This window comes from Marinobacter qingdaonensis (assembly GCF_034555935.1).
In the GTDB taxonomy this organism is placed as follows: domain Bacteria; phylum Pseudomonadota; class Gammaproteobacteria; order Pseudomonadales; family Oleiphilaceae; genus Marinobacter; species Marinobacter qingdaonensis.
Map to the genome: position 1 here is coordinate 463,498 of NZ_JAYDCJ010000001.1, position 23,566 is coordinate 487,063.

The 23,566-nt window shown below is 63.0% G+C and carries 22 protein-coding genes; 10 read left to right on the top strand and 12 right to left on the bottom strand.

Features of this window, described 5'->3' with window-relative positions; translation table 11 throughout:
• Window positions 1-2: 2 nt before the first annotated feature.
• The 4 genes from trmD to ffh all read right to left on the bottom strand — a co-directional run bounded on the left by trmD (window position 3) and on the right by ffh (window position 3,108).
• A complete protein-coding gene (trmD, locus tag U5822_RS02120) occupies window positions 3-761 on the bottom strand; it encodes a tRNA (guanosine(37)-N1)-methyltransferase TrmD (protein ID WP_341850461.1) in 759 nt (252 codons plus the stop codon).
• A gap of 3 nt (window positions 762-764) precedes the next feature.
• Window positions 765-1,292: a ribosome maturation factor RimM gene (rimM, locus tag U5822_RS02125; RefSeq protein WP_322853970.1), complete on the bottom strand. Its 528-nt coding sequence runs from the start codon at window positions 1,290-1,292 to the stop codon at window positions 765-767.
• A 24-nt stretch (window positions 1,293-1,316) separates the two neighbouring features.
• Window positions 1,317-1,556: a 30S ribosomal protein S16 gene (gene rpsP, locus U5822_RS02130; RefSeq protein ID WP_322853971.1), complete on the bottom strand. Its 240-nt coding sequence runs from the start codon at window positions 1,554-1,556 to the stop codon at window positions 1,317-1,319.
• Between the two features lie 163 nt (window positions 1,557-1,719).
• Window positions 1,720-3,108, bottom strand: coding sequence for a signal recognition particle protein (gene ffh, locus U5822_RS02135; RefSeq protein ID WP_322853972.1), 1,389 nt, complete (start codon window positions 3,106-3,108; stop codon window positions 1,720-1,722).
• 181 nt (window positions 3,109-3,289) lie between these two features.
• On the opposite strand from ffh, the gene U5822_RS02140 reads away from it, so the two are divergent.
• The 4 genes from U5822_RS02140 to U5822_RS02155 all read left to right on the top strand — a co-directional run bounded on the left by U5822_RS02140 (window position 3,290) and on the right by U5822_RS02155 (window position 8,783).
• Window positions 3,290-4,096: a cytochrome C assembly family protein gene (locus U5822_RS02140; protein WP_322853973.1), complete on the top strand. Its 807-nt coding sequence runs from the start codon at window positions 3,290-3,292 to the stop codon at window positions 4,094-4,096.
• 78 nt (window positions 4,097-4,174) lie between these two features.
• Window positions 4,175-5,455 (top strand): HlyC/CorC family transporter, encoded by a 1,281-nt coding sequence (locus U5822_RS02145; RefSeq protein WP_322853974.1) that lies wholly within the window; start codon window positions 4,175-4,177, stop codon window positions 5,453-5,455.
• Between the two features lie 338 nt (window positions 5,456-5,793).
• On the top strand, window positions 5,794-8,004 hold the full coding sequence (locus tag U5822_RS02150; RefSeq protein WP_322853975.1) for a DUF1631 domain-containing protein: 2,211 nt from the start codon (window positions 5,794-5,796) through the stop codon (window positions 8,002-8,004).
• A gap of 5 nt (window positions 8,005-8,009) precedes the next feature.
• Window positions 8,010-8,783 (top strand): energy transducer TonB family protein, encoded by a 774-nt coding sequence (locus tag U5822_RS02155; protein WP_322853976.1) that lies wholly within the window; start codon window positions 8,010-8,012, stop codon window positions 8,781-8,783.
• Window positions 8,784-8,793: 10 nt separating this feature from the next.
• Here the strand turns inward: U5822_RS02155 and grxD are convergent, their stop codons facing one another.
• Window positions 8,794-9,120 (bottom strand): Grx4 family monothiol glutaredoxin, encoded by a 327-nt coding sequence (grxD, locus tag U5822_RS02160; RefSeq protein ID WP_322853977.1) that lies wholly within the window; start codon window positions 9,118-9,120, stop codon window positions 8,794-8,796.
• 216 nt (window positions 9,121-9,336) lie between these two features.
• On the opposite strand from grxD, the gene argF reads away from it, so the two are divergent.
• Window positions 9,337-10,251 carry an ornithine carbamoyltransferase gene (gene argF / locus U5822_RS02165; protein WP_322853978.1) on the top strand — a complete coding sequence of 305 codons (915 nt, stop codon included), beginning with the start codon at window positions 9,337-9,339 and terminating at the stop codon, window positions 10,249-10,251.
• 4 nt (window positions 10,252-10,255) lie between these two features.
• A complete protein-coding gene (locus U5822_RS02170; RefSeq protein ID WP_322853979.1) occupies window positions 10,256-11,329 on the top strand; it encodes an ABC transporter ATP-binding protein in 1,074 nt (357 codons plus the stop codon).
• 7 nt (window positions 11,330-11,336) lie between these two features.
• Here U5822_RS02170 and glpK read toward each other — a convergent pair whose 3' ends face one another.
• The 3 genes from glpK to U5822_RS02185 form a co-directional block, all read right to left on the bottom strand.
• Window positions 11,337-12,818 (bottom strand): glycerol kinase GlpK, encoded by a 1,482-nt coding sequence (gene glpK / locus U5822_RS02175; RefSeq protein WP_322853980.1) that lies wholly within the window; start codon window positions 12,816-12,818, stop codon window positions 11,337-11,339.
• Between the two features lie 297 nt (window positions 12,819-13,115).
• Window positions 13,116-14,690 carry an ATP-binding protein gene (locus U5822_RS02180; RefSeq protein WP_322853981.1) on the bottom strand — a complete coding sequence of 525 codons (1,575 nt, stop codon included), beginning with the start codon at window positions 14,688-14,690 and terminating at the stop codon, window positions 13,116-13,118.
• A 68-nt stretch (window positions 14,691-14,758) separates the two neighbouring features.
• Entirely contained in the window at window positions 14,759-15,496 is a 738-nt protein-coding gene (locus U5822_RS02185; protein WP_322853982.1) for a response regulator, read from the bottom strand.
• Between the two features lie 249 nt (window positions 15,497-15,745).
• Between U5822_RS02185 and U5822_RS02190 the strand changes: the two genes are divergently transcribed.
• Window positions 15,746-16,507, top strand: a complete 762-nt coding sequence (locus U5822_RS02190) for a GNAT family N-acetyltransferase (RefSeq protein WP_322853983.1) — start codon at window positions 15,746-15,748, stop codon at window positions 16,505-16,507.
• Between the two features lie 21 nt (window positions 16,508-16,528).
• Window positions 16,529-17,347, top strand: coding sequence for a lysophospholipid acyltransferase family protein (locus U5822_RS02195; RefSeq protein WP_322853984.1), 819 nt, complete (start codon window positions 16,529-16,531; stop codon window positions 17,345-17,347).
• Here U5822_RS02195 and U5822_RS02200 read toward each other — a convergent pair.
• From U5822_RS02200 to U5822_RS02215, 4 genes are all read right to left on the bottom strand, one after another.
• A complete protein-coding gene (locus U5822_RS02200) occupies window positions 17,307-17,777 on the bottom strand; it encodes an FKBP-type peptidyl-prolyl cis-trans isomerase (RefSeq protein ID WP_322853985.1) in 471 nt (156 codons plus the stop codon). The genes U5822_RS02195 and U5822_RS02200 overlap by 41 nt on opposite strands.
• Window positions 17,777-19,987 carry an acetyl-CoA hydrolase/transferase C-terminal domain-containing protein gene (locus U5822_RS02205; protein WP_322853986.1) on the bottom strand — a complete coding sequence of 737 codons (2,211 nt, stop codon included), beginning with the start codon at window positions 19,985-19,987 and terminating at the stop codon, window positions 17,777-17,779. Before U5822_RS02205 ends, U5822_RS02200 begins: the two co-directional genes overlap by 1 nt.
• A 129-nt stretch (window positions 19,988-20,116) precedes the next feature.
• Window positions 20,117-20,440 (bottom strand): hypothetical protein, encoded by a 324-nt coding sequence (locus U5822_RS02210; protein WP_322853987.1) that lies wholly within the window; start codon window positions 20,438-20,440, stop codon window positions 20,117-20,119.
• A 211-nt stretch (window positions 20,441-20,651) separates the two neighbouring features.
• Complete coding sequence (locus U5822_RS02215) at window positions 20,652-21,689, bottom strand: NADP(H)-dependent aldo-keto reductase (RefSeq protein ID WP_322853988.1); 1,038 nt, start codon at window positions 21,687-21,689, stop codon at window positions 20,652-20,654.
• Window positions 21,690-21,805: 116 nt separating this feature from the next.
• Between U5822_RS02215 and U5822_RS02220 the strand changes: the two genes are divergently transcribed.
• Window positions 21,806-23,026 (top strand): glycosyltransferase family 4 protein, encoded by a 1,221-nt coding sequence (locus U5822_RS02220; protein WP_322853989.1) that lies wholly within the window; start codon window positions 21,806-21,808, stop codon window positions 23,024-23,026.
• Window positions 22,992-23,564: a phosphatase PAP2 family protein gene (locus U5822_RS02225; RefSeq protein ID WP_322853990.1), complete on the top strand. Its 573-nt coding sequence runs from the start codon at window positions 22,992-22,994 to the stop codon at window positions 23,562-23,564. The genes U5822_RS02220 and U5822_RS02225 overlap by 35 nt, the downstream gene beginning before the upstream one ends.
• Window positions 23,565-23,566: the final 2 nt, after the last annotated feature.

The window sequence follows — 23,566 nt, forward strand, 5'->3', positions numbered from 1 at the left end:
TTTTAATGCCCTGATGATTCAGAGGCACCCGGTTCGTTCAAAATCTCGTCCAGCAACTGACGCTCTTCCTCCGTAAGCACCCGCTGTTCCAGCAGGTCGGGGCGCCGTTCCTGGGTTCGCCTCAGCGACTGTTTCAGCCGCCAACGCCGGATCTGATCATGGTGACCGCCCAATAAAACATCCGGCACCGCCTGACCTTCGTAAACCTCGGGCCGGGTGTAGTGCGGACAATCCAGCAAACCGTCGGCGAACGAATCCTGTTCGGCCGACTGCGCATGACCCAGCGCTCCGGGGATGAGGCGCGTAACCGCATCAATGACAGCCATGGCCGCCAATTCGCCACCAGACAGCACAAAATCGCCCAGTGACACTTCCCGATCGACTTCCGCCGTAATCAGGCGCTCGTCCACGCCCTCGTAACGCCCCGCCACCAGGATCAACCGCTCTTCCGCCGCCAACGACTCGACCACGGACTGATTCAGCGTTTCTCCCTGGGGTGACAGATACACCACGCAGGCCTTACCGGGTGCCGACGCTCTGGCCGCATGGATGGCATCCCTAAGAGGCTGGATTTTCATCAGCATCCCGGGCCCGCCACCGTAGGGCCGGTCGTCGACCGTGCGGTGCCGATCGTGGGTGAAATCACGGGGATTCCAGCTCTGGAAAGTCAACAGACCGTCCCGAACCGCCCTACTTGTGATCCCGTAGTCCGTTACCGCACTGAACATCTCCGGGAACAGACTGACTGCGCCAATCCACACCCGTCAGAACTCCGGATCCCAGTCGACCACCATGCGCGACTCGGCCAACGCCACTTCCCGGACCACTTGATCCGGCAGGTAGGGAATCAGCCGTTCGCGCTGATCGATGGATTCAGGCGTTGCCTGCACCACCAGCACGTCGTTGGAACCCGTTTCTATCAGGTGATGCACCTTACCCAGGCACTCACCCTCGACCGTAAAGACATCCAGGCCTTCGAGCTGAAACCAGTAAAACTCCCCGTCGGGGAGTTCCGGCAACGCATCGGTATCGACTCTGACCTCAGCACCGCAGTACGTGAGGGCGACATCTCGGTCATCAACACCTTTAAGCCTGACGACGATCCCCTGCCCTTGGCGGCGACCCTCTTCAAGCCTGGCGGGAATACGTCGACCGTCCAGATCCAGCGTCCAGTTCCGGTAACTCAGTATTCCTTCCTTGGGGTCGGTGTAGGAATAAACCTTTAACCACCCTTTGACCCCAAACACCGAGGTAATCCGGCCGATCACAGTTTCCTGCGAAGTCTGTGTCATGCCACGAACCCCGGTCGAACGCTATTAGCCAGCGGCTTTCAGCAGCTGTGCAACGCGCTCGCTGGTCTGTGCACCCTGGCCCAGCCAGAATTCAACACGCTCACGATCCACACGCAGACGCTCTTCCTGGCCGCGGGCGATCGGGTTGAAGAAACCAACGCGCTCAATGAACCGACCGTCGCGAGATTTGCGGCTGTCGGTGACTGTCAGATGGTAGAACGGGCGCTTCTTGGAGCCGCCACGAGCCAAACGGATTGTTACCATTTAACCAATATCCTGTTCTGTTGTACGAAACTTGTACGATTCACGCCAACTGTTCGGCAGCTGACGAGAAGACCCATACTCGAAAGGGGCGCTATTCTATGCTAAAAAAGCGCCGATGAAAACAGGGAAACTCGTTGATTCCCCGTTTTCGGTGTAAGGCTTTTTACATACGGCCAAACGGGGGCACACCACCCCCACCGCCGCCCGGCGGCATCATGCCACCCAGGCCACGCATCATGTTGGCCATACCGCCTTTTTTGCCAAACTTCTTCATCATTTTCTGCATCTGCTTGTGCTGCTTGAGCAGACGGTTCACGTCCTGAATCTGGGTACCGGAACCGGAGGCGATGCGGCGCTTGCGGGAATTGTTGATCACGTCAGGGTAACGACGCTCTTTCGGGGTCATGGAGCAGATGATGGCCTCCATTTGCCCCATGGACTTGTCGTTCACCTGCTGCTGGGCCATCTGGGCCATCTGCCCCATACCCGGCAGCTTGTCCATCAGGCCACCGATGCCGCCCATGTTTTTCATCTGCTGGAGCTGATCCCGGAAATCCTCCAGGTCGAAGCTCTTGCCCTTCTTGATCTTCTTGGTCAGCTTCTGGGCTTTCTTCTGGTCAAGCTTGCGCTCCGCTTCCTCGATCAGCGACAGCACATCGCCCATGCCAAGGATGCGGGATGCAACACGATCGGGGTGGAAGGGCTCCAGGGCGTCGGACTTCTCACCCACACCCAGGAACTTGATCGGCTTGCCGGTAATGTGGCGAACCGACAGGGCGGCACCGCCGCGGGCGTCACCGTCGGTCTTGGTCAGCACCACACCGGTCAGCGGCAGGGCATCGTTGAAGGCCTTGGCGGTGTTGGCGGCATCCTGACCGGTCATGGCATCGACCACGAACAGGGTCTCAACCGGATTGACCGCTTTGTGCAGACGGCCGATCTCGCCCATCATCTGCTCATCGATGTGCAGGCGACCGGCGGTATCGAGGATGACCACGTCGACGTGTTTCTTGCGGGCGGCGGAGATCGCACCCTCGGCGATATCGACCGGATCCTGTTCGGTGGTGCTGGGGAAGAACTCCACCCCCACCTCACCGGCCAGGGTCTCCAGCTGCCGGATGGCCGCCGGGCGATAGACGTCGGCACTGACCACCATCACCGATTTTTTCTGACGCTCTTTCAGGAAGCGGGACAGCTTGGCCACGGTGGTGGTCTTACCGGCGCCCTGCAAACCGGCCATCATGATCACGGCCGGCGGCTGGACCGCCAGATTGAGCGACTCGTTGCCCTCGCCCATGACCCGTTCCAGCTCTTGCTGGACGACTTTCACGAACACCTGGCCCGGGGTCAGGCTGCGCTGCACTTCCTGGCCGATGGCACGCTTGCGAACCCCTTCTACAAACCCTTTCACCACCGGCAGGGCGACGTCTGCCTCAAGCAGCGCCTTGCGGACTTCTCGCAGCGTATCCTTGATGTTGTCGTCGGTTAGCCGCGCCTGACCGGAAATCTTGCGCAGGCTACCGGAAAGTCGGTCTTGGAGGTTCTCAAACATGTTGCTCTTCCGTACCCCGGATAAATTGAGTGCATGGCCCTCAGAGCCGGGCTCGGCTCCTTGATTCCAGTTGCATAATCGCGACATTATAACCAGACTATCGCCCTGAAACGACCAGCCCGGTCAAATCGGTGCACATCGCCACCGATTCGCAATAAAAACAGTGCTATATAAGGATGTCATGGGAACGCTGATTCTCGCGGTCACCTCTCTTTTTCTCTACAGTGTCGGCACCGCGCTGCAAGCGCTCCACGTCAGAGGTCGCGTCACCAGCAACCTCGCGATCACCAACCTGATTGGCGTCCTGGCACTCACCAGCCATGGTTTGCTTATCGCCCAGAATGTCCATCACGACGGCGGCTTCGACTTCGGCTTCTTCAAAAGCTCTATGCTGATTTCCTGGCTCATCGTGTTCCTGCTGCTGGGCCTGAATCTGCGCAAACCGGTCCAGAACCTGCTGCTCGGGGTCTACCCGCTGGCCACCCTGACCATCATCCTGGCCCTGGTGACCCACACCCCGTCACGCCTGGTGCCCGACGACAGCTACGGCATGCTGTCCCACATTGCCCTGTCGGTGACCGCCTACAGCTTGTTCACGCTCGCGGCCATCCAGGCAATGCTGCTGTACGGCCAGAACCGGCAACTGAAACACAACTACAACAGCCTGCTGGTTCGCAGCCTGCCACCGCTGCAAACCATGGAGTCGCTGCTGTTCGAAATGGTCTGGGCTGGCGTGGTCATGCTGGTGCTGGCAATTGTCACCGGCGCCCTGTTCGTGGAAGACCTGTTTGCCCAGGATCTGGCGCACAAGACCGTGTTCTCCCTGCTGTCCCTGCTGGTGTTCGTGGCCCTGTTGATCGGCCGCTACACCAAAGGCTGGCGCGGCATGACCGCCAGTCGCTGGACCCTGGCCGGCTGCGCCCTGCTGATGCTGGCGTTCTATGGCAGCAAATTCGTGCTGGAGCTGGTGTTCCAGAAAGGCGCCTGACGGCCATCGCCCTAACTTGACACCGGGCTCGGCGAACCCCTATTTTCCCCACTTGGCGGTAATATAAGGATCCCTCTCTTGAACGAAACATCGCTCACCGCGCTGTTTGTCCTCCTCATCGGCCTCATCTGTCTGTCCGGTTTCTTCTCCAGCTCCGAGACCGGCATGATGTCCCTGAACCGGTACCGACTCAAACACCTGGCCAAAACCGGTCACCGGGGCGCCAAACGGGCCCAGAACCTGTTGCAGAGAACGGATCAGCTGATTGGCGTCATCCTGATCGGCAACAACTTCGTCAACATCTTCGCCTCGTCCATCGCCACCGTCATCGCCATCGAAATCTGGGGCGACGCCGGCATTGCCATCGCCACCATCCTGCTGACGGTGGTCATCCTGATTTTCGCCGAGGTGACCCCGAAAACCCTGGCCGCACTGTTCCCGGAAAAAATTGCCTTCCCCGCCAGCTACGTGCTCGGGCCGCTGCTGAAACTGCTCTACCCGATCGTCTGGGCGGTCAACCTGCTCACCGGCGCCATCCTCAAGCTGCTGCGGGTCTCTCCCGACGAGGCCGCCAGCGACCACTTGAGCCGCGAGGAACTGCGCACCCTGGTAAACGAAGCCGGCGCGCTGATTCCGGCCAAGCACAAGGACATGCTGGTCAGCATCCTCGACCTGGAGAAGGTCACGGTCAACGACATCATGGTGCCGCGCAACGAGGTGGTGGGCATCGACCTGGACGACGACACCGACACCATCCTGCGCCAGCTGCGCAGCAGCCAGCATACCCGGTTACCGGTGTTCAAGGGCGACATCAACAACATCCAGGGCATTCTGCACCTGCGCAGCGCCTCCAAGCTGCTGCAGCAGGAAGAGATCAACAAGGCCATGATCATGCAGCTGTGCCAGGAGCCCTACTTCATTCCCGAGAGCACCCCCCTGAACACCCAGCTGATCAACTTCCAGAAAGGCAAACGCCGGTTTGGCGTGGTGGTGGACGAGTATGGCGATGTCCTGGGCTTGGCCACGCTCGAAGACATCCTGGAGGAGATCGTGGGGGATTTCACCACTGATTACGCCGCCACCAGCCCGGACATCATTCCCCAGGACGATGGCACCTTCATCATCGACGGCACGGCGCCGGTGCGCACCATCAACAAGACCCTGGGCTGGAAACTGCCGACGGACGGGCCCAAGACCCTGAACGGGCTGATCACCGAAACCCTGGAAAACATTCCCGACTCCAACGTCTGCCTCAAGGTGGCCGATCATCGGGTCGAGGTACTGCAGATCAAGGACAACGTGGTGAAGGCCGCCATCGTGCACCCGCGCAAACGGCGCAAGCGCTCGCTCATGAACTGATCGGACACCCCGGGCGCAGTCCGGCGGGTTTAAATAGACTTGCCGGTTATGATGGCGCCGGTTTTAGAAAGATCAAATATTAAGCACTTTCTTGACCGCCATCGGTTCGCCACCAAAACTAACCAATGTGACAACAAGAACAACGATGAGGCATTCGTCGGCACGCACAGTGCGCGGTGTTGGGCCAGTCCCCCACTCCCGATTCTTTGATGGCGGTCTCAGGTTTGCTTTTAGTCATGTATCGTTTGCCGAAAATGCGGTAAATTTGACCAATAACTAAAACAGAGAAGGATCTTTGCTCGGTCATGTATCCGGTTGAGGCGTAAAAGGAGTCTGCCATGAACAAGCAGTCCGGCATACATTACCTCCGGGAGCACAGGGAAGCGGCGAACGGCAAACCGGTCCCTGCGGAGGTTACCCGCATCCGTGACACCGTTGTCGCCGGACTGGGTGATTTACTGCAAGGCGCGTTCGACGCGGTGGACGATTCGCTGTTCGAACTGGCCAACAACGCCCGCAGCAACAATGAGCAGAACCGCTACTTCGAGGCCATGCGCGAGATCCGCATCAAGCGCAAGGGTGTCGAGCGGCATTTCCAAAAGGCGGTCACCGATTTCTTTTCCGACCCGCCCCATACTGGTCACAATCAGGAGGAAATGCTGAGCAAGCAGGCCAGCGCCGACGGACTGTCCCTGGTGGGCGATGAAGACCTGGAAGAACAGGTTGCCCTCAACGCCATGATCACCAAGGCCAAGGCCCATTTCCAGGGCCCATTGCTTCAGCTGCAGACCCGCTTCAGCCAGGTCTACCCCCAGGCCACCGAGGAGTCGCCGGTTAATCCGATGGCGCCCGAACACCTGTGCCACGCCTTTACCGACGCCATCGGAGCCCTGGAAATCCAGATCCGCGAGCGTCTGATCCTGCTCAAACAGTTTGATCGCTACGTGGTGTCCAACCTGGGCATGCTGCTGGACGAAGCCAACCGGATTCTGATTCAGGCCGGTGTGATTCCCAATTTCCGCTACCACGGCAAGGCCGGCAAACAGCACAAGACCGGGCCGGACCAGGCCTCGGACACAGCCGCCACCGACTCCCAACAACCACCGAGTGAAGACGTCAGCAACAGCGTGGTGTTCGGACAGATCCGGCAGATGCTGGCCCTGCAGCGGGCCAACGCCGGCATCCCGCCCCGCGCCTCGGACCCCACCATCCGGGTGGTCGGCGACTCGGAGCTGGCCGACCTGCTCAACGCCATGCCGCTGCCGGATACCCGGCCAATCAGCGGCAACCTCAGCGACGGCGAGCCAATCACCATCGACCTCAGGTACGTGGTCCAGCAGTTGCTGGCCAAGGCGGACTCCGGCGATGGCCGCAAGCCCGCGCTGAACGAAATGGACGAAGACCTGATCAACCTGGTGTCCATGCTGTTCGAGTTCATCCTCGACGACTACAACCTGTCGGCGCCGGTCCAGGTGCTGATCAGCCGCCTCCAGATCCCGATCCTGAAGGTGGTGATCCGGGACAAGAGCTTCTTCAGCCAGGCCACCCACCCGGCCCGCCGCCTGCTCAACGCCATGGCCCGGGCCGGCATTGGCTGGAGCACCAGCGACGAAAAGGCCAAGGACAAGCTGTACGGCCAGATCCACAACATCGTGCAACGAATCCTCAACGAATTTGACGGCGACATCGCCCTGTTCGAAACCCTGAACCGGGAGTTCGAGCAATTCCTGGAGAAGGAAAACCGGAAGGCGTCACTGGTCGAGCAGCGGACCCGGGAATCGGAGCGGGGCCGGATCAAATCCCAGAAGGCCCAGGAAACGGTCGACAACCTGCTGAAGCAGAAAGTGTCGCGCTACCGGCTGCCCGACACCATTCACGACATCCTGATGAACGGCTGGAGCCGGGTCATGTTCCTGGCCTACCTGCGCGACGACCTCGAGCATCGCTGGCAGGAAACCGTGCGCGTCGTCGATGACCTGGTCTGGTGCCTGCACCCCCATCACGAGGACGAGGAGCGTGACCAGTGGGTCCGGGTGGTGCCGCCCCTGCTGAAATCCCTGCGCGCCGGCCTCGAAGAGGTGTCCTACAATTCGTCCCGACTGGACGAGATGATGGGCCACCTGAAGCACGAACTGGCCGAAGCGTTCCGCACCAACGCCGCCATCGAGGCGCGCCAGGACTCTCCGGCCGAGCCGGAGGAAGAGGAGCCCCTGGCGACCCTGCACCAGACCGCGGTGGAGCGTCAGCAGGAACTGGAAGACGCGGCCATCTCCGAGTACGTGGCACAAATCGATGGCATCGAGATCGGCAACTGGGTGGAATTCCGCCTGGTCAATGGCGCCAATTTCCGGTGCAAGCTGTCGGCCATCATCGAGGAGGCGGACTGCTTTGTGTTCGTCAACCGCATGGGCCTGAAGGTGATCGAGAAGACCCGGGTCGAACTGGCGCACGAAATGCGGCGCGGACGGCTGACGCTGCTGGAACAGGGTGCGCTGATTGACCGGGCCCTGGATGCAGTGGTGGGCAGTCTGCGCAGCAAGACCGCCTGAGCTTGATGCAGGAATCCCCGGGCCGCCTGACCCAACTGCCGGCGAGTTACCGGATCGCCCTGGCGCTGTCCACCGCCGTGCTCGCGCACACCCTGCTGCTTGCCGGCTTGCCGGCACTGCCGGAGCAACCCGACCCCGCCCACCGGGTTCGGGTTGAACTGGTCTCGCCCGGAACGGCGGCAAGCCGCCCGGCCACTAGCCCAGCCGTGTCACCCCCGGCCGACAGCCGCAATCCCCGGTTCGAGATTCCCCCGGCCACGCCCGGTTCACGACCACAACGCCCATCTGCTGAAGCATCGCCCACACGCACTCACGGCAGGAGTGCAGAGACCGAAACGACGGTGGCCGAACGGACAACGCCCGCCGCCCCGCCCACGGCCAGCGCCCCGGCATCGACCGACTCTGCCGCCAGCAGAGGCGGCGCGCCGGCCCAGGTGGCCGAACGACCGGCACCAACCACGCAGATCACCGAAACCCCGGACGAGCAGGATCCCTACCTGATCAGACTGGCACTGCATCTGAGTGAGGAACTGGAACGATTGAGAGTGCCGGCGATACGCCAGCTGACGGACAAGGTCGCGATGGAGATTGAACTGCAATTGCTGGGTAATGGCGCCCTGACCCGGGCACGGGTACTGAAGTCGACGGGCATCGAACGGATTGATGATGCGGCCTACCGGGCCTCACTGGCGGCGAGCCCCTATCCGGAGCCGCCGGCAGACCGCCAGGACCAGAACCGGTTCGAGGTGGAACTGATCTTCACCCCGAGCCGACTCTGAGCAAGCAGGATCAGGCCTCGGCTTGCTTCGCGGCGTCCTTGACCAGCTTGGCCAGCTCACCGCTCTCGGACATCTCCAGTACGATGTCACAACCGCCCACCAGCTCGCCGTTGATGTACAGCTGCGGGTAGGTCGGCCAGCTGGAGTAGACCTTCAGCGCCTCACGCAGTTCCTGGTTGTCCAGGATGTTGACGAAGGCAAAGCGCTCACCGCAGGCCATCAGGGCCTGGACGGTCTTGGCGGAAAATCCGCACTGGGGTGCCTGGGGGCTGCCCTTCATGTACAGGATGATCGGGTTTTCTTCGAGCTGGCTTTTGATCGTTTCGTTGATGTCCATGAACATTCACCTCTGATGGAAAACGGAATTGCCAGTGGGCAATGCACTTGCCGCTATTGTACACGCCCCGCCGAGACCGCACCAAACCCCGCGCGGCTCGCGCCTTGGCAGCGTTGTCATCCCTGCTACGAAGGGCTAGACTTGATGGCCCATTTTTTCCGGCAGTTTCTAGCCAACCCGATTTTCCCCGGGCTTTGTTGATATAAGGGCCATTGCATGGCGGCACGACACTTTCTAACGCTGAACGACCTGACCACCACCGAGCTCGAGAGCCTGGTAGACCACGCCAGCAAACTGCGCAGCGACTGGCGCCAAGGCAAGGTCAGGGATTCCCTGAAAAACCGTGTGCTGGCGATGATCTTTGAGAAGTCCTCGACCCGGACCCGGGTGTCGTTCGAAGCCGGCATGACCCAGCTGGGCGGCTCCGCTCTCTTCCTCTCGCCCCGCGACACCCAGCTTGGCCGGGGCGAACCCATTGAAGACTCGGCCGTGGTCATTTCCAGCATGGTCGACGCGGTGATGATCCGGACCTTTGCCCACGACACCGTCGAACGCTTTGCGGCCGCCTCCCGGGTACCGGTGATCAACGCCCTGACCGACGATTTCCATCCGTGCCAGTTGCTCGCGGACATGCAGACCTACCGGGAACATCGGGGCAGCATTCGCGGTGCCACCGTGGCCTGGATTGGCGATGGCAACAACATGTGCCACTCCTACATCAACGCCGCCGCGCAGTTCGACTTCCACCTGAACGTCGCCTGCCCGGCCGGTTACGAGCCGGCCGAGCATCTACTCGAGGCCCACGGCGATCGGGTCACCGTGTTCCGCGACCCGGCCGAGGCCGCTCGCAACGCGCACCTGCTGGTGACCGACGTCTGGGCTTCCATGGGTCAGGAAGAAGAGCAAAAAATCCGCGAGCAGGCCTTCCGCGATTACCAGATCAACCCGGCGCTGATGCAGGTGGCCGACAAGGACGCCCTGTTCATGCACTGCCTGCCCGCACACCGGGGCGAGGAAATCTCGGTCGACATGATGGAACACCCGGGCTCCGTGGTCTGGGACGAGGCCGAAAACCGGCTGCACGCCCAGAAGGCCCTGCTGGAATTCCTCATCCTGAACCGCCTGGACTGAGCCGATGACTGAGAACACCCAGGCCCAGGGCGAGTGGCTGCTGGAGGTCAACAACCTGTCGTGTGGCTATGGTGGTGACTCGGTAATCCGGGACGTCAGCTTCGCCCTCAGCCACGGCGACATCGGCTGCCTGCTCGGTCCGAGTGGCTGTGGCAAGAGCACCATCCTCCGCGCCCTGGCCGGCTTCCTGCCGCTCAACAGCGGCGAAGTCCGCCTGCAGTCCCAGGCCATCAGCCTACCGGGCCGGACCCTGGCGCCGGAGAAACGCCGGATCGGCATGGTGTTCCAGGACTACGCCCTGTTTCCGCACCTGACCATCGCCGACAACGTCGGCTTTGGCCTGCACAACATGGCCCGGGCCGAGAAACGCCAGAAGGTCATGGAACTGCTCAATGTGGTACACCTGCAGGACCTGGCCGACAACTACCCCCATGAGCTGTCCGGTGGCCAGCAGCAGCGGGTAGCGCTGGCACGGGCCCTGGCCCCGGAGCCGACCCTGATCCTGCTCGACGAGCCGTTCTCCAATCTGGACGCGGACCTGCGCCGTCGCCTCAGCCTGGATGTCCGGGAGATCCTCAAGACCCTGGGCATCAGCGCCATCCTGGTGACTCACGACCAGCAGGAAGCCTTCGCCATGTGCGATCAGGTGGCGGTGTTGCGGGATGGTCACATCCAGCAGTGGGATGTGCCCTACAACCTCTACCACGAGCCGTCGAACCGGTTCGTTGCTGGCTTCGTCGGCCAGGGCGGGTTTGTGCCGGGCAAGACCTTGGGCCCGGACACCATCGAATCGGAACTGGGAGTCATCCACGGTAACCGGGCCTACAACTGGAGCCCGGGCACCCTGGTCGATGTCCTGATCCGTCCAGACGACATCGTCTACGACCCCGACTCCGAACTGCGGCCCAAGGTGGTGGAAAAAACCTTTGCCGGCACCTCGACCCTGTACCGCTTCCGCTGCTCGGAAGACACCGAGTTCGAGGCGCTGTTCCGCAGCCACCTCGACTTCCATCTGGGGGAAACCGTGCCGGTACGGGTCGAAGCCGACCATCTGATCGCCTTCGAACGCACCGTCTGACCGGCACTCAGTCGTTGCGCACGCGCTCGACCGCGTCCAGCCAGCCGGCGTACAGCGACGCCCGCAGCGCCGGCTTCATGGTCGGGTGAAACTGGTGCTCGCATTCCCAGAGCCGGCCAATCTGCTCGAGACTCTCGTACACCCCGGTCTGCAGTCCGGCCAGGTAGGCCGCACCGAGCGCCGTGGTTTCGGTCACCCTGGGCCGGTCCACGGTCACATTCAGGATATCGGCCAGGAATTGCATCACCCAGCCATTGACCACCATGCCGCCGTCCACCCGCAGTGACTCCAGGCGAGCACCGTCGTTCTGGATCGCGCGCACCAGATCCTTGGTCTGATAACAGACCGACTGCAGCCCCGCGGTCACGATTTCCGCGATGCCGGTGTCCCGGGTCAGCCCCATGATGGCGCCCCGGGCGTGTGGGTCCCAATGGGGCGCCCCCAACCCGGTAAACGCCGGTACCAGATACACCGGATTTTCCACCCCGACCGTTTCAGCGTGGGCGGTGGACTCGCTCGCGTGGCGGATCAGCTTGAGTCCGTCCCGCAACCACTGCATGGCGGCGCCGGCCACGAAAATGCTGCCCTCCACGGCGTAACAGGGCTTGCCATTCAAACGGTAGGCCATGGTGGTCAGCAACCGGTTTTCCGAGCGCAGGGCGCGGTCGCCGGTGTTCAACATAAGAAAGCAGCCGGTGCCGTAGGTGCTTTTGGCCATGCCCGGTTCAAAACAGGCCTGACCGATCAGGGCGGCGTGCTGGTCGCCAGCAACCCCGGCGATGACCACCGGCGCACCCAGCCACTCGGCCTCGGTGGTGCCATAGTCGTCGGCGCTGTCCAGCACCTCCGGCAGCAGCTGCCGGGGCACCCGAAACAGCTGCAGCAGCTCGTCGTCCCACTCCTGGGTGTGAATGTTGAACAGTGCCGTGCGCGAGGCGTTGGTGGCGTCGGTGTAATGGGACTGGCCGCCGGTCAGGTTCCACAGCAACCAGCTGTCGACCGTGCCGAACGCCAGCTCGCCCGCCTCGGCCCGAGTCCGGGCGCCGTCGACGCTGTCCAGGATCCAGGCAATCTTGGTGGCGGAGAAATAGGGGTCGATGAGCAGCCCGGTCCGGTCCACCACCGTGTCCTCGTGGCCGTCGGTCTTGAGCTTGGTGCACCAGGAGGCGGTGCGCCGATCCTGCCAGACAATGGCGTGATAAATAGGTTGACCGGTTGCCCGGTCCCAGATCACGGTGGTCTCCCGCTGATTGGTGATGCCGATCCCGGACAGCTCGGAGGCCTCGATCCCGGCCTTGGTCAGGGCGCCCCGGCACACTGCCAGGGTGCTGTCCCAGATCTCCTGCGCGTCGTGCTCCACCCAGCCGTCCTTCGGAAAATACTGGTGAAACTCCTGCTGATCGGTCGCAACGCTGGAGCCAGTCTGGTCGAACACGATGGCCCGGGAACTGGTGGTGCCCTGATCGATGGCAAGCAAATAGCGGGTCATGAAGATCTCCGGTTGTTTTTCTACCGGATTCTAGCAGCCGGCGCCGGCCCATGACGGTAAACAGTACAAAAAACAGCGAGAAAGGTACGCAATCGGGGTGGCGGCGGTGTTGAGCTGGGGGCAAAAAAAAGGGCCGGAAACCCGGCCCTCAAATGACGAATGAAACAAGGAAAGTTCGTAAGAACTACAACCTCAAAAGTCATCCCTTACGGCTGTTAGTATCGATCACAGGCCGCCCGGCTTCCGTAGCGGTTGTGTAGCAGGTTTGTTACATCTGGTGAGAGGCTGAGGCAAGGTTCACACTATGGCGTCAACGGGCTTCTTCCGGGGCCAGACCAGACTGAAGCGGGCGCCACCGAGCGCCTCGCTGCGGCCGACAAAGGCCTGACCGCCATGCCAGTACAGGATGCGTCGAACAATGGACAGGCCCAGGCCATAGCCACCGGAGGTTCGGGTCCGGCTGTCGTCGAGCCGGGCAAAGGCGGTGAACACCTTCTCCCAGTCCTCTTCCGGCACCCCGGGGCCATCATCTTCGACGTCGATCCGGCAGTTGTCCTCATCGATCTGGCAGTGCACCACCACCCGGCCGGCGGCGTAGCGGCCGGCATTGCCGACCAGGTTCTGGATCGCCCGGTGGATGTACCGGGGCTCGACGTCCGCCATGGCCCAGCGCTCGGCGCTCGACTCGATGTCGGCGGTAATTTCCAGGTGCGGCCGGATCAGCTGCTGCTCTTCCACCACCTGCCGGACCAGACCGGTTACCGAGGCCTCCTGCAGGGAGAACACCGGGCCGCCCTGCTCCAGGCGGGCGTAAGTCAGGATCTCGTCGATCAGCTCGTCCAGTTCCTGGATGTCGCCATCAATGCCCTCGAGCTGTTTGCGCAAGCGTTCCTGATCGTCGCAATCTTCAAGCATCTGGACGCCAAAGCGGATCCGCGCGACCGGGGTTCGCAGCTCATGGGACACCGCGTGGATCATCTCCCGCTGCACCTGCACCAGGCGCTGGATGTGCTCGGCCATGCCATTAAAAGAGGCGGCCAGGCGCGAGACCAGGGTGCCGGTGCCGGTTTCGACCCGGGCGCCCATCTCGCCCCGGGCGATGCGGATCGCCACGGACTCGACCTTGCGCAGGTTGCTGTCCACCTCGCGCAGCCCCAGGAACAGGGCCACCGCCAGCACCCCACCGATGACCACCACCAGCAGCAGTACCACAGGCCAGGCCCAAGGATTGAGCGGTGGGGCGAAATCGACCCGGAACAGCTCGCCATCGTTGAGCTGCATCAGGATGTGACCGGCCTCATCCCGGCCATTGCGGAAGAACACCAGCCCCGATTGGACCACCCGGTCGAGCACGTCCACCGAGGGCAACAGGCCGGCGTCATCCACTGGCCGGATCCGCACGTCCAGCGCCTTCGTCATCTGGCCAATCAGGTCCGGCCGCTCCTCGGCGCTGACCGCAGCCAGATGCCAGCGCACGATCAGCGCCACGGCCTCGGCCACATCGCGGTAGGGCTCATCAAATCGAAGCTGCAGCACCCGGCCATCTGCAGCGGCCACCAGCACCCGGTGCCCCAGGGTACTTTTCTCCGCCACCACCTGATCGTAGCCCAGGCGCTCACGGGTGACCGGCGACAGGCCCAGCTGCTCCGGCCCCGACACCCGGAAGTCGTACAGCGTGGTCAGCCAGTGGTAACGCTGGGCGGGGGCCGGATCGGACTGCAACCATCGCATCAACGGTTCGGGAAAGCGCTCTTGCCAAAACTGGGCACGGACGGCGTTGACCCCGACGAACAGCGCGACACAGAGAATCACCACCAGGGCGGTCAGGCCGGCAAAGCGGGCATAAAGCTTGAGGAAGAACATCAAGGGCATGTCAGCAACCCTGGCACGGAGTGCCGGTGCGGTCGCGGGGGCTCACACCGGCTCCGGAGACTGAAACCTCAGGCTTCCTTGACGAACAGGTAGCCTTTACTGCGAACGGTCTTGATCCGGCGGGGATGGATGGGGTCGTCGCCGATCTTCGGCCGGATCCGGGACACACGGACATCGATGGACCGATCCTGGCCGTCGTATTCGATGCCGCGCAGCGCGGTGAAGATTTCTTCCCGACTCAGCACCCGGCCGGCGTTGCTGGCCAACAGCCAGAGCAGGTCGAATTCGGCGCTGGTCAGGTCAATGCTTTCGTCGCTCAACCAGGCTTCCCGCATGGAGCGGTCCACCACCAGATCGTTGAACTGCAGACGCACCGGCTCTTCGCCACTGGCTTCGTCGCCCGCCGCCTGGCCGGTTTCGGTCACCCGGCGCAGCATGGCCCGAATGCGGGCAAGCAGCACCCGGGGTTTGACCGGCTTGCCAATGTAGTCGTCCGCGCCCATTTCCAGGCCCAGCACCTGATCGAGGTCGTCGGTGCGGGCGGTGAGCATGATGATGGGGCCGGTGTAGAAAGGGCGTACCCGGCGACAGATCGACAAACCGTCTTCGCCCGGCAGCATGAGGTCAAGTACCACCAGGTCCGGCTGCTCGTTGCGGATGCGCTCGACCGCGGGTCCGCCGTGGGTTTCGAGGGAGACGTTCAGGCCATTACTCTCCAGGTACTCTCGGGTCAGCTCGGCCAGCCGTTCGTCATCCTCAACGATGAGAATTCGCCAACTTTCGTTTGTCTGTTCCACGCCATCCATCTCTGGTTTTGTTATTCCAATGGTAAGTACCACACCCTGCCCGACCATACAGGCAACCTGATGTAACAGCAATTATACATGCTATTCAGAAATATACATGGAACGGGGGCACGGTTACAGCCGGTGACAGGACACCGTGGGCTGGCCCAATCGGCCAGGTTTTGTCATCGACACGTCACCCGCCGGTCACGGACGTGTCACACCGGCTTCATAGGCTTGTCGGGAAATGGAAACATAAGAGATCACGCCATGACCGCACAAACCGCGAAACCGCGTCGCAGCGCCCGCCGTCTCAAGACCGCCATCACCCGCCGCCCGGAACTTATCGAAGCGGCGCAGCGTTTGCGCTACCGGGTGTTTTCCGAGGAGTACGGCAGCAACCTGGGTGCCAAGGTACCGGGCCTGGATGCCGACGACTTCGACACCGTGTGTGATCATCTGATTGTCACCGATGGCGACAGCGGCGAACTGGTCGCCACCACCCGCATCCTGCACCAGGCGGATATCGCCGCCGTGGGTGGCTTTTACTCCGCCGGCGAGTTCGACCTGGCGGCGCTGACCCAACTGCCGGGCGCTGTGGCCGAATTGGGCCGGACCTGCGTGCATCCGGATTACCGCAATGGTGCCACCATCAGCCTGCTCTGGTCCGCGGTGGCCGAGTATTTGGTCGCCCACAACGTGGATTACCTGATCGGCTGCGCCAGCATCAGCATGGCCGATGGCGGCCTCAAGGCCTGGCGCATTGCCCGCCACCTGCAGCGGGAATACCTGGCCGACGACGGTATCCGGGTGACCCCGCGGCGGGAACTGCCACACCTGACCCACACGGTGGACGACGACCGCCCGGTCGACGTGCCCCCGCTGCTAAAAGCGTACATGCGCCTGGGCGCGCGGGTTTGCGGCGAGCCGTGCTGGGATCCGGAATTCCGGTGTGCCGACCTGCTGGTTCTGCTGGAGGTCAACAACCTGGCCGCCCGCTACAGCCGCCATTTCCTGGGCAAAGCCTCCTGACAACCGGATGGAGGGGCCCGCATGGCACCGCTGCGACTGTCACTTCGGCTGACCGCTTTTACCCTGTTCCTGGGCGCCACCGCCGTGCTGGCGGCAACGCTGCTGGCCACCGACACCCTGACCCGGCGCAGCATTGATCGCACCCCCTGGGCCCGACGCTGCTTTCGCTGGGCCTGCCGGTGCCTGGGTCTGCACATCCAGGTCCACGGAACGCCCTCCCCGGACCCGGTCCTGTTCGTGAGCAACCACATCAGCTGGACCGACATCCCGGTGCTTGGCAGCCAGGCACCGATGCTGTTCCTGTCCAAGGCGGAGGTCGGCGACTGGCCGCTGATTGGCTGGCTGGCGCAGCAGGCGGGCACGCTGTTCATCAAGCGAGGCGGGGGCCGGGCCCGACGGGTCCGGCAAACCATTGCCGAGCGACTGGCCGACGACGAGTCGGTACTGGTGTTTCCGGAGGGAACGACGAGCCAGGGTCTGCAGGTGCTGCCCTTTCACGGGCTGTTGCTGGCGGCGGCGGAGCAGTCCGGTCGACCGGTTCAGGCCATCACCATCAGCTACCGGCGCGACGGACGCCCCGATCCCATCGCCCCCTTTGTGGGCGACGACGCCTTCCACCGGCATCTGTTCACCCTGCTGCGTCAGCCCAGGGCCCGGATTGATGTGCTGTTCCACCCGCCTGAACCGGGGGACCCTGCGCTGGGCACCGGTGAACTGGCGGCCCGGCTGCAGGCACGCGTGCAGGCGGGGCTGACGCGGATTCAGGCGGGGGAGCTGGACGCCCCGCCCGCGGAGACGATCAGAACAGTGGCCGGCCCTGGGCTATCTCGTCCTCGGTAGCTTCCCGACGACCCACGATCTCCAGGTCAAAATACAGGGTGAAGCCGGCCAGGGGGTGGTTGGCGTCCACCTTCACCAGGTTGCCATCGATACCCACCACCTGGACGATCTGGGCCTCGTCGCCGGTATTGGTCTGGAACTTCATCCCGATCTGCAGGTTTTCCACCCCTTCGAACAGGGTGCGGGGCACCTTGCGCACCAATTCCGGGTTGTGCTCGCCGTAGGCCATGGCCGGCGGCACCGTGACTTCCAGGCAGTCACCCACGTTGCGATCCTTCACCGCTTTCTGGATGCCCTCGATGATGTCGGGGCTGCCATAGATAAAGTGCAGGGGCTCACTGCCCTCTGAGGTGTCTACGAGCTCGCCGATCTTGTTCTTGAGCACGTAGTGAACGGTGAAAACGTCGGGTCTGGCTTGTGAAACTTCCATCAGGCGTTCGAGTTTCCTGTATCGGTTGGCGAATCAATCTGTTGCAGGCCGTGGATCAGCAGCCGCTGGTCCAGCTTCTCCCGCAGCCCGGTGGGGCGCTCAAGCCCCATTCGGGCCAGCAACGTCCCATAGCGGTCGTGCTCGTCCCGGGCCCGGACGGCGTGCCACAGGGTCGTCAGTTTACCACGACGGGTCGCCGTTGCGGCCTTCAGGGTTTTAAGGGCTTTCCCTAACGTCAGTTCCTCATCGGTGAAATCCCGACCGAAGGGAAACGCCGGGAACAGCTGCTCTTCCCCGCTGCCGGCGACCACCGAGCGCACCGCCTCGGGCGTGTTGCCGCACCAATCCTCGGGCAGGCGGAATCCCGGATCGACCTTGCCGGCCTTCTGCGCCTGCTTCAGCAGGCCCGGCTGGAACCGGGAGTCGGCGATCCGGATCAGCTGCAGGTAGACCTGTTCGTCCGATTGGCCGCGCAGGTCGGCGATGCCGTATTCGGTAATGACGATATCCCGCAGGTGGCGGGGAATGGTGCAGTGAGCGTAGTTGAAAACGATGTTGGACAGGGTTTGCCCGCCGCTGTGGCGGGTGGCCCGCAGACAGAGAATGGAACGGGCCCCGGGCAGTTCGTGGGCCATGGCGACAAAGTTGTACTGCCCGCCGACTCCACTGACCACGCGGCCGTCTTCCAGGCCATCGGACACCGCCGCGCCACCCAGGGTGTACATCATCGCGGAATTGATGAACCGGCTGTGCACCCGCTGCGCCGCTTTCAGACGCTGGTTGCCGTAGCGATGGTCGTACAGGTGGTTGATGAAGTTCACGCTGGTCATGCAGATGCGCTGGCGCTGCTCGGCGTCCAGTTCCCTGAGCGCCTGGTAGAAGCGCTCCGGCCCGACGTAGAAGCCACCGTGCATGGCCACACCACCCTTGAGCCGCCGCCCCAGGGCCAGCACTTCGATGGCCTGGCGGGCCTCGGGATCGTCCAGATCCCCCTCCACCGACTGGCCATTGACCAGAAGCCGGCCGCCCTTGAACTGGACCGCCTCCTTGAACACACCGACGCTGACCAGCCAGCTGACATCCCGGGCCCGGAGCGGGGAATCGATCAGGCGGGCGCGCCGCAGCACGTCCAGCGACCCCATGGACACCTGCTCATCCAGCTCACCGGCGTTGATCAGTACCTGCAGGTCGGCGTGGTCGAACACCTCGCGCCGGAGGATGCCCGCCTGCATCAGATGCAGGAAGCCGTCCACCATCATCTCGCTGCACCCGTACAGGCCCCGCTCGAATGGCCCCGTGCCACCCTCCTCGCGCACCACCGGAAACCGCTCGCCCACGCGGAGCTGATCATAAACCGCACGCCAGTCGCCGTTGCGCTGGTGCCGGAGGATGGTGCTGTGCACCAGCGCCGCGCCCAGCGAGCCGATCCCCACCTGCAGGGTGCCGCCATCGCGCAGCAAGGCGCTGGCGTAGAACCCTATCAGATGGTCCTCGGGGCTGATCGCCATTTCCGGCGCCGAAAACAGCGGATAGTCGGTCGCGGGCTGCTCGAACACCAGATCAAAGTCCGACGCATGAACGGCCGCGTGCCGGTCCAGCCAGGGCAAATTGCGATTCAGCTCCGCCACCAGCGCGACCGGCGTACCCTGGGCCTGCCGCTCGCGCAGCAGCGGCATCAGGTCCAGGGTCAGATCGGGATTGCAGCTCAGGCTGACCATACCGGGTTTGCCAACGGCGTCCCCGGGCGCCACCATCTGGGCCACCACATTCACCCCCTGGGCCATCAGGTCTCGCACCGCGTGGGTGTAATTGCTGCAGACGTAGTGCCGCTGCTGGGAGGTGTTGTTCAGATAGTTGCCGGCTTTGAAGAAGAACTCGGAGACCCGGACGTTGTCCGGCAGCCGATTGCCGACCACATCCCGGGCGTAAGCCAGCTCCGGGATGGCACCATAGAGGCGTTCGGCAAAGGGCTCCAGGAATCGGCGCTCGAGGGAGGAGGAGCCTTTGGGCGCCAGCAGCGACAACGCGGTGACGATGTGCAACTGCAGCTCCGGGTCGTCCTTGGCGCGCTGATACAGGGCATTGACGAACCGGATGGGCTTACCCAGGCCCAGGGGCAGGCCCAGGGTAATGGTCTTGCCAACCCGGGCGATCAGCTCATCCACACAGGCGTTCACATCGTTCGAACGACGACCGGTCTCCTCCGCCATCACCAAGCTCCTTATGGGTCTATCAGACTGCTAATAACGAGCGATGATCACACGACAAAAAGACCCTGGCAATGCGCCAGATCATGATTTTTCGGGGATTTTCGGCGGGAAGGAAGCGCTGGATCGGCTTCAGAAGTTCCACTTGAGGTTCAGGCAGGCACCTTCGTTAAGCAGGGCGATGCCGTGGTCCGGTTGCGCCGGCTCGGAGGCGTAGCGCTTGCCCTCGCCAGCGGGCCTGCTCAGGGTGAGGGTCAGCAGGCGCGAGCCCAGTTCGCTGAACGCCTCCGTGGGATCGTTGTCGAAGTCCCCGGACATGCGCTCCTGCAGCTCGTAGATGTCCTCGGTGGTGACGACCTCGCCAATATCGTCAAATACGCGCTCAGCGGCTTCGGCGCGGACAACAAAAGCGACCAGATTGAGTGCGAGCAGGGCGACAAAGAGGCGAATAATCATGATACTTCTACAACCTTTAATGAGCTGGCAATCTTAGAGATTCATTAGGCTAAAGTCTAATCATTAAAGGCCAGAAAGATGTGAAACTGCACACATTTACGCCAGTATTTTGTCAGCGAATACCTGCTTTTTTGTCAATAAATAATCCTGAATATTACAGCGTGTAACACCGAGCCGGACCTCGCCGGCGGCGAGGCCCGGAATCAGGGAGTTACGGGCAGGGGAAGGTGTGTTCCCCGTGCAGCGCCTCGATCGCATCGAGCACCTCGTCACTCAGGACCACCTCGGCCGAACCGACGTTTTCCTTGAGCTGCGTCATGGTGGTGGCACCGATGATGTTACTGGTGACGAAACTCCGGCTGTTCACGTACGCCAGGGCCAGCTGGGTTGGCGTCAGCCCGTGCGCATGGGCCAGTTCCACATAGGCCCGGGTCGCCGCCATGCCGCGATCACTGGTGTAGCGGCTAAAGCGTTCGAACAGGGTGAGCCGCCCCTCCGCCGGCCAAGTGTCGGCCAGGTACTTGCCCGTCAGCATGCCAAACGCCAGCGGCGAATAGGCCAGCAGCCCCACCTGCTCCCGATGGGCAACTTCCGCCATGCCGACCTCGAACGAGCGGTTGAGCAGGTTGTAGGGGTTCTGGATGCTGACCGGCCGCGGCCAGTCGCGTTCGCGGGCCAGCCGGAGGTACTCCATGGTGCCCCAGGGCGTTTCGTTGGACAGGCCAACGTGGCGGATCTTGCCTTCCTCGACCAGCTCGGCCAGCGCCCCCAGGGTCTCCTCGATGGGCGTGAACTGCTCGTCCGGCTTGTGCTGATACCCCAGCTTGCCGAAGAAGTTGGCGTTCCGGTCGGGCCAGTGCACCTGGTAGAGATCAATGTAGTCGGTCTGCAGCCGTGTCAGGCTGGCCTCGCACGCCTCGCGGATGTGGGCCCGGGTCAGGCGCGGGCCGTTGCGCAGGTAACTGAGGCCATTTCCCGGGCCGGCGACCTTGGAGGCAATCACCAGGTCGTCCCGGCGCCCCCGGCGGGCCAGCCAGTTGCCCAGGTAGCTTTCCGTCAGTCCCTGGGTTTCCGCCCGTGGCGGCACCGGGTACATCTCGGCCGCGTCAATGAAGTTCACCCCGGCCGAGGTGGCGTAATCCAGCTGCTCGAACGCCTCCGGCTCGGAGTTCTGCTGGCCCCAGGTCATGGTGCCCAGGCAAATCAGGCTGACATCCAGGTCGGTCTGTCCAAGTTTTCGGGTTTCCATAGTCTCTCCGCTGTCGGGTTTCGGGAACGGGTAAAGGGAATGTCATGGGAATGTCGCAGAACTGTCACGCCCCCTTTCCACACTGGGTACATGTCAGGGGAAGCACAGGAACCATCGTGACCGATACCAGTCTGGCCACACGGCGCCAACAGCACATTACCATTGTATCTGAGACCTTTCCGCCGGAAATCAATGGCGTGGCGAATACACTCAGACACCTTTGCCAGGGGCTGATGCAGCGTGGCCACCGGGTCTCGGTGATTCGTCCGCGCCAGCGCCACGAGCGCAAGGGCATGGTCGAAAGCGCCGGCCGGGCCCTGTTCAGCCACGAACACGTGGTCACCGGTCTGCCCCTGCCCGGCTACGCCGACCTGCGTTTCGGTCTCGCCCGCAGCGGCCAACTGCGCAAACTCTGGAAGCAGGACCGGCCCGACGCGGTCTACGTCGCCACCCAGGGGCCACTGGGGGTGGCCGCGGTCGGTGCCGCTCGGGCACTGGCCCTGCCGGTCAGCTCCGGTTTCCACACCAACTTCCACAGTTACAGCCGGTATTACGGCGTGGGCATTCTGGAACGGCTGCTGTGCGCCTATGGCCGCTGGTTCCACAACCGCACCGCAATCACCCTGGTGCCGACCCGCAAGATGGCACAAACCACCGCCGCCATGGGCATCAGGCCCACCGGACTCTGGAGCCGGGGCGTGGACTGCGGCCGGTTCGCACCGCACAAGCGCGACCAGGCGTTGCGGGCCCGCTGGGGTCTGGCCGCCAACGACCGCGCCGTGCTCTACGTCGGCCGGCTGGCGCCGGAGAAAAACCTGCGTATGGCCGTGGCCTGTTACGAACGCATTCGCGCCCTGCACCCTCAGGCCAAATTCATTCTGGTGGGCGATGGCCCGCTGCGCCGGCAACTGGCGGACAAGCACCCGGACTACATCTTCTGTGGCACCCAGCGGGGCGAGGATCTGGCCCGCCACTACGCCTCCGGCGACCTGTTCCTGTTCCCCAGCAAGACCGACACCTTTGGCAACGTGGTCCTGGAGGCCATGGCCAGCGGTCTGGCGGTGGTGGCGTTTGACGACGGCGCCGCCAGCGAGCACCTGCGCCATGAGGAAAACGGCATGAAGGCGCCACTGAGCACGGACGAGGGGTTTGTCGACGGCGCGCTGCGCCTGGCCGACCAGCCCACCTTGCTGAATCGCCTTCGGGCCCAGGCCCGCCTGGACGCCCTTGAGCTGGACTGGAACTCGCAAATCGAGCAGTTCGAGCAACTGGTTTTCAATCAATCTGCCAGGACGGAATACCATGCCATCAACAAGCAGAGCATCTCGCTTCTTTGAACAGGCAGACCAGCGTGAATACGCCTTCTGCCAGGCCATCAACCGCGTCGCCGGGGTACCCTCGGTACTGGGTTACTTTCGGCTGGTGAGTCGGCTCGGGGATGGCTGGTTCTGGTACGCCCTGATCCTGGCCTTGCCGTTCCTGGCGCCTCCACCGGGGCCGGCGCTGGCATTGCTGATGGCCCTGACCGGGCTGAGCTGCACCCTCACCTACAAGCTGCTGAAACGGTGGCTGATCCGTGAGCGACCGTTCATTTCCTTTCCGACCATCAACTGCGGCACACCGCCCCTGGACCGCTACAGCTTCCCGTCCGGCCACACCTTGCACGCGGTCTGCTTCCAGACCATGCTGTTTGTCGCGGTGCCGGCGTTGGCGCTGGCCATCCTGCCGTTCACGCTGAGCGTGGCGGCTTCGCGGGTGGTGCTGGGTCTGCACTACCCCACCGACGTGGCGGCGGGTGCGTTGATCGGCGGTCTGATGGGCTTTGCCGCCAGCCACTACCTGCTGGCGGACATGCAGCGACTGATGGCGGGGTAGTT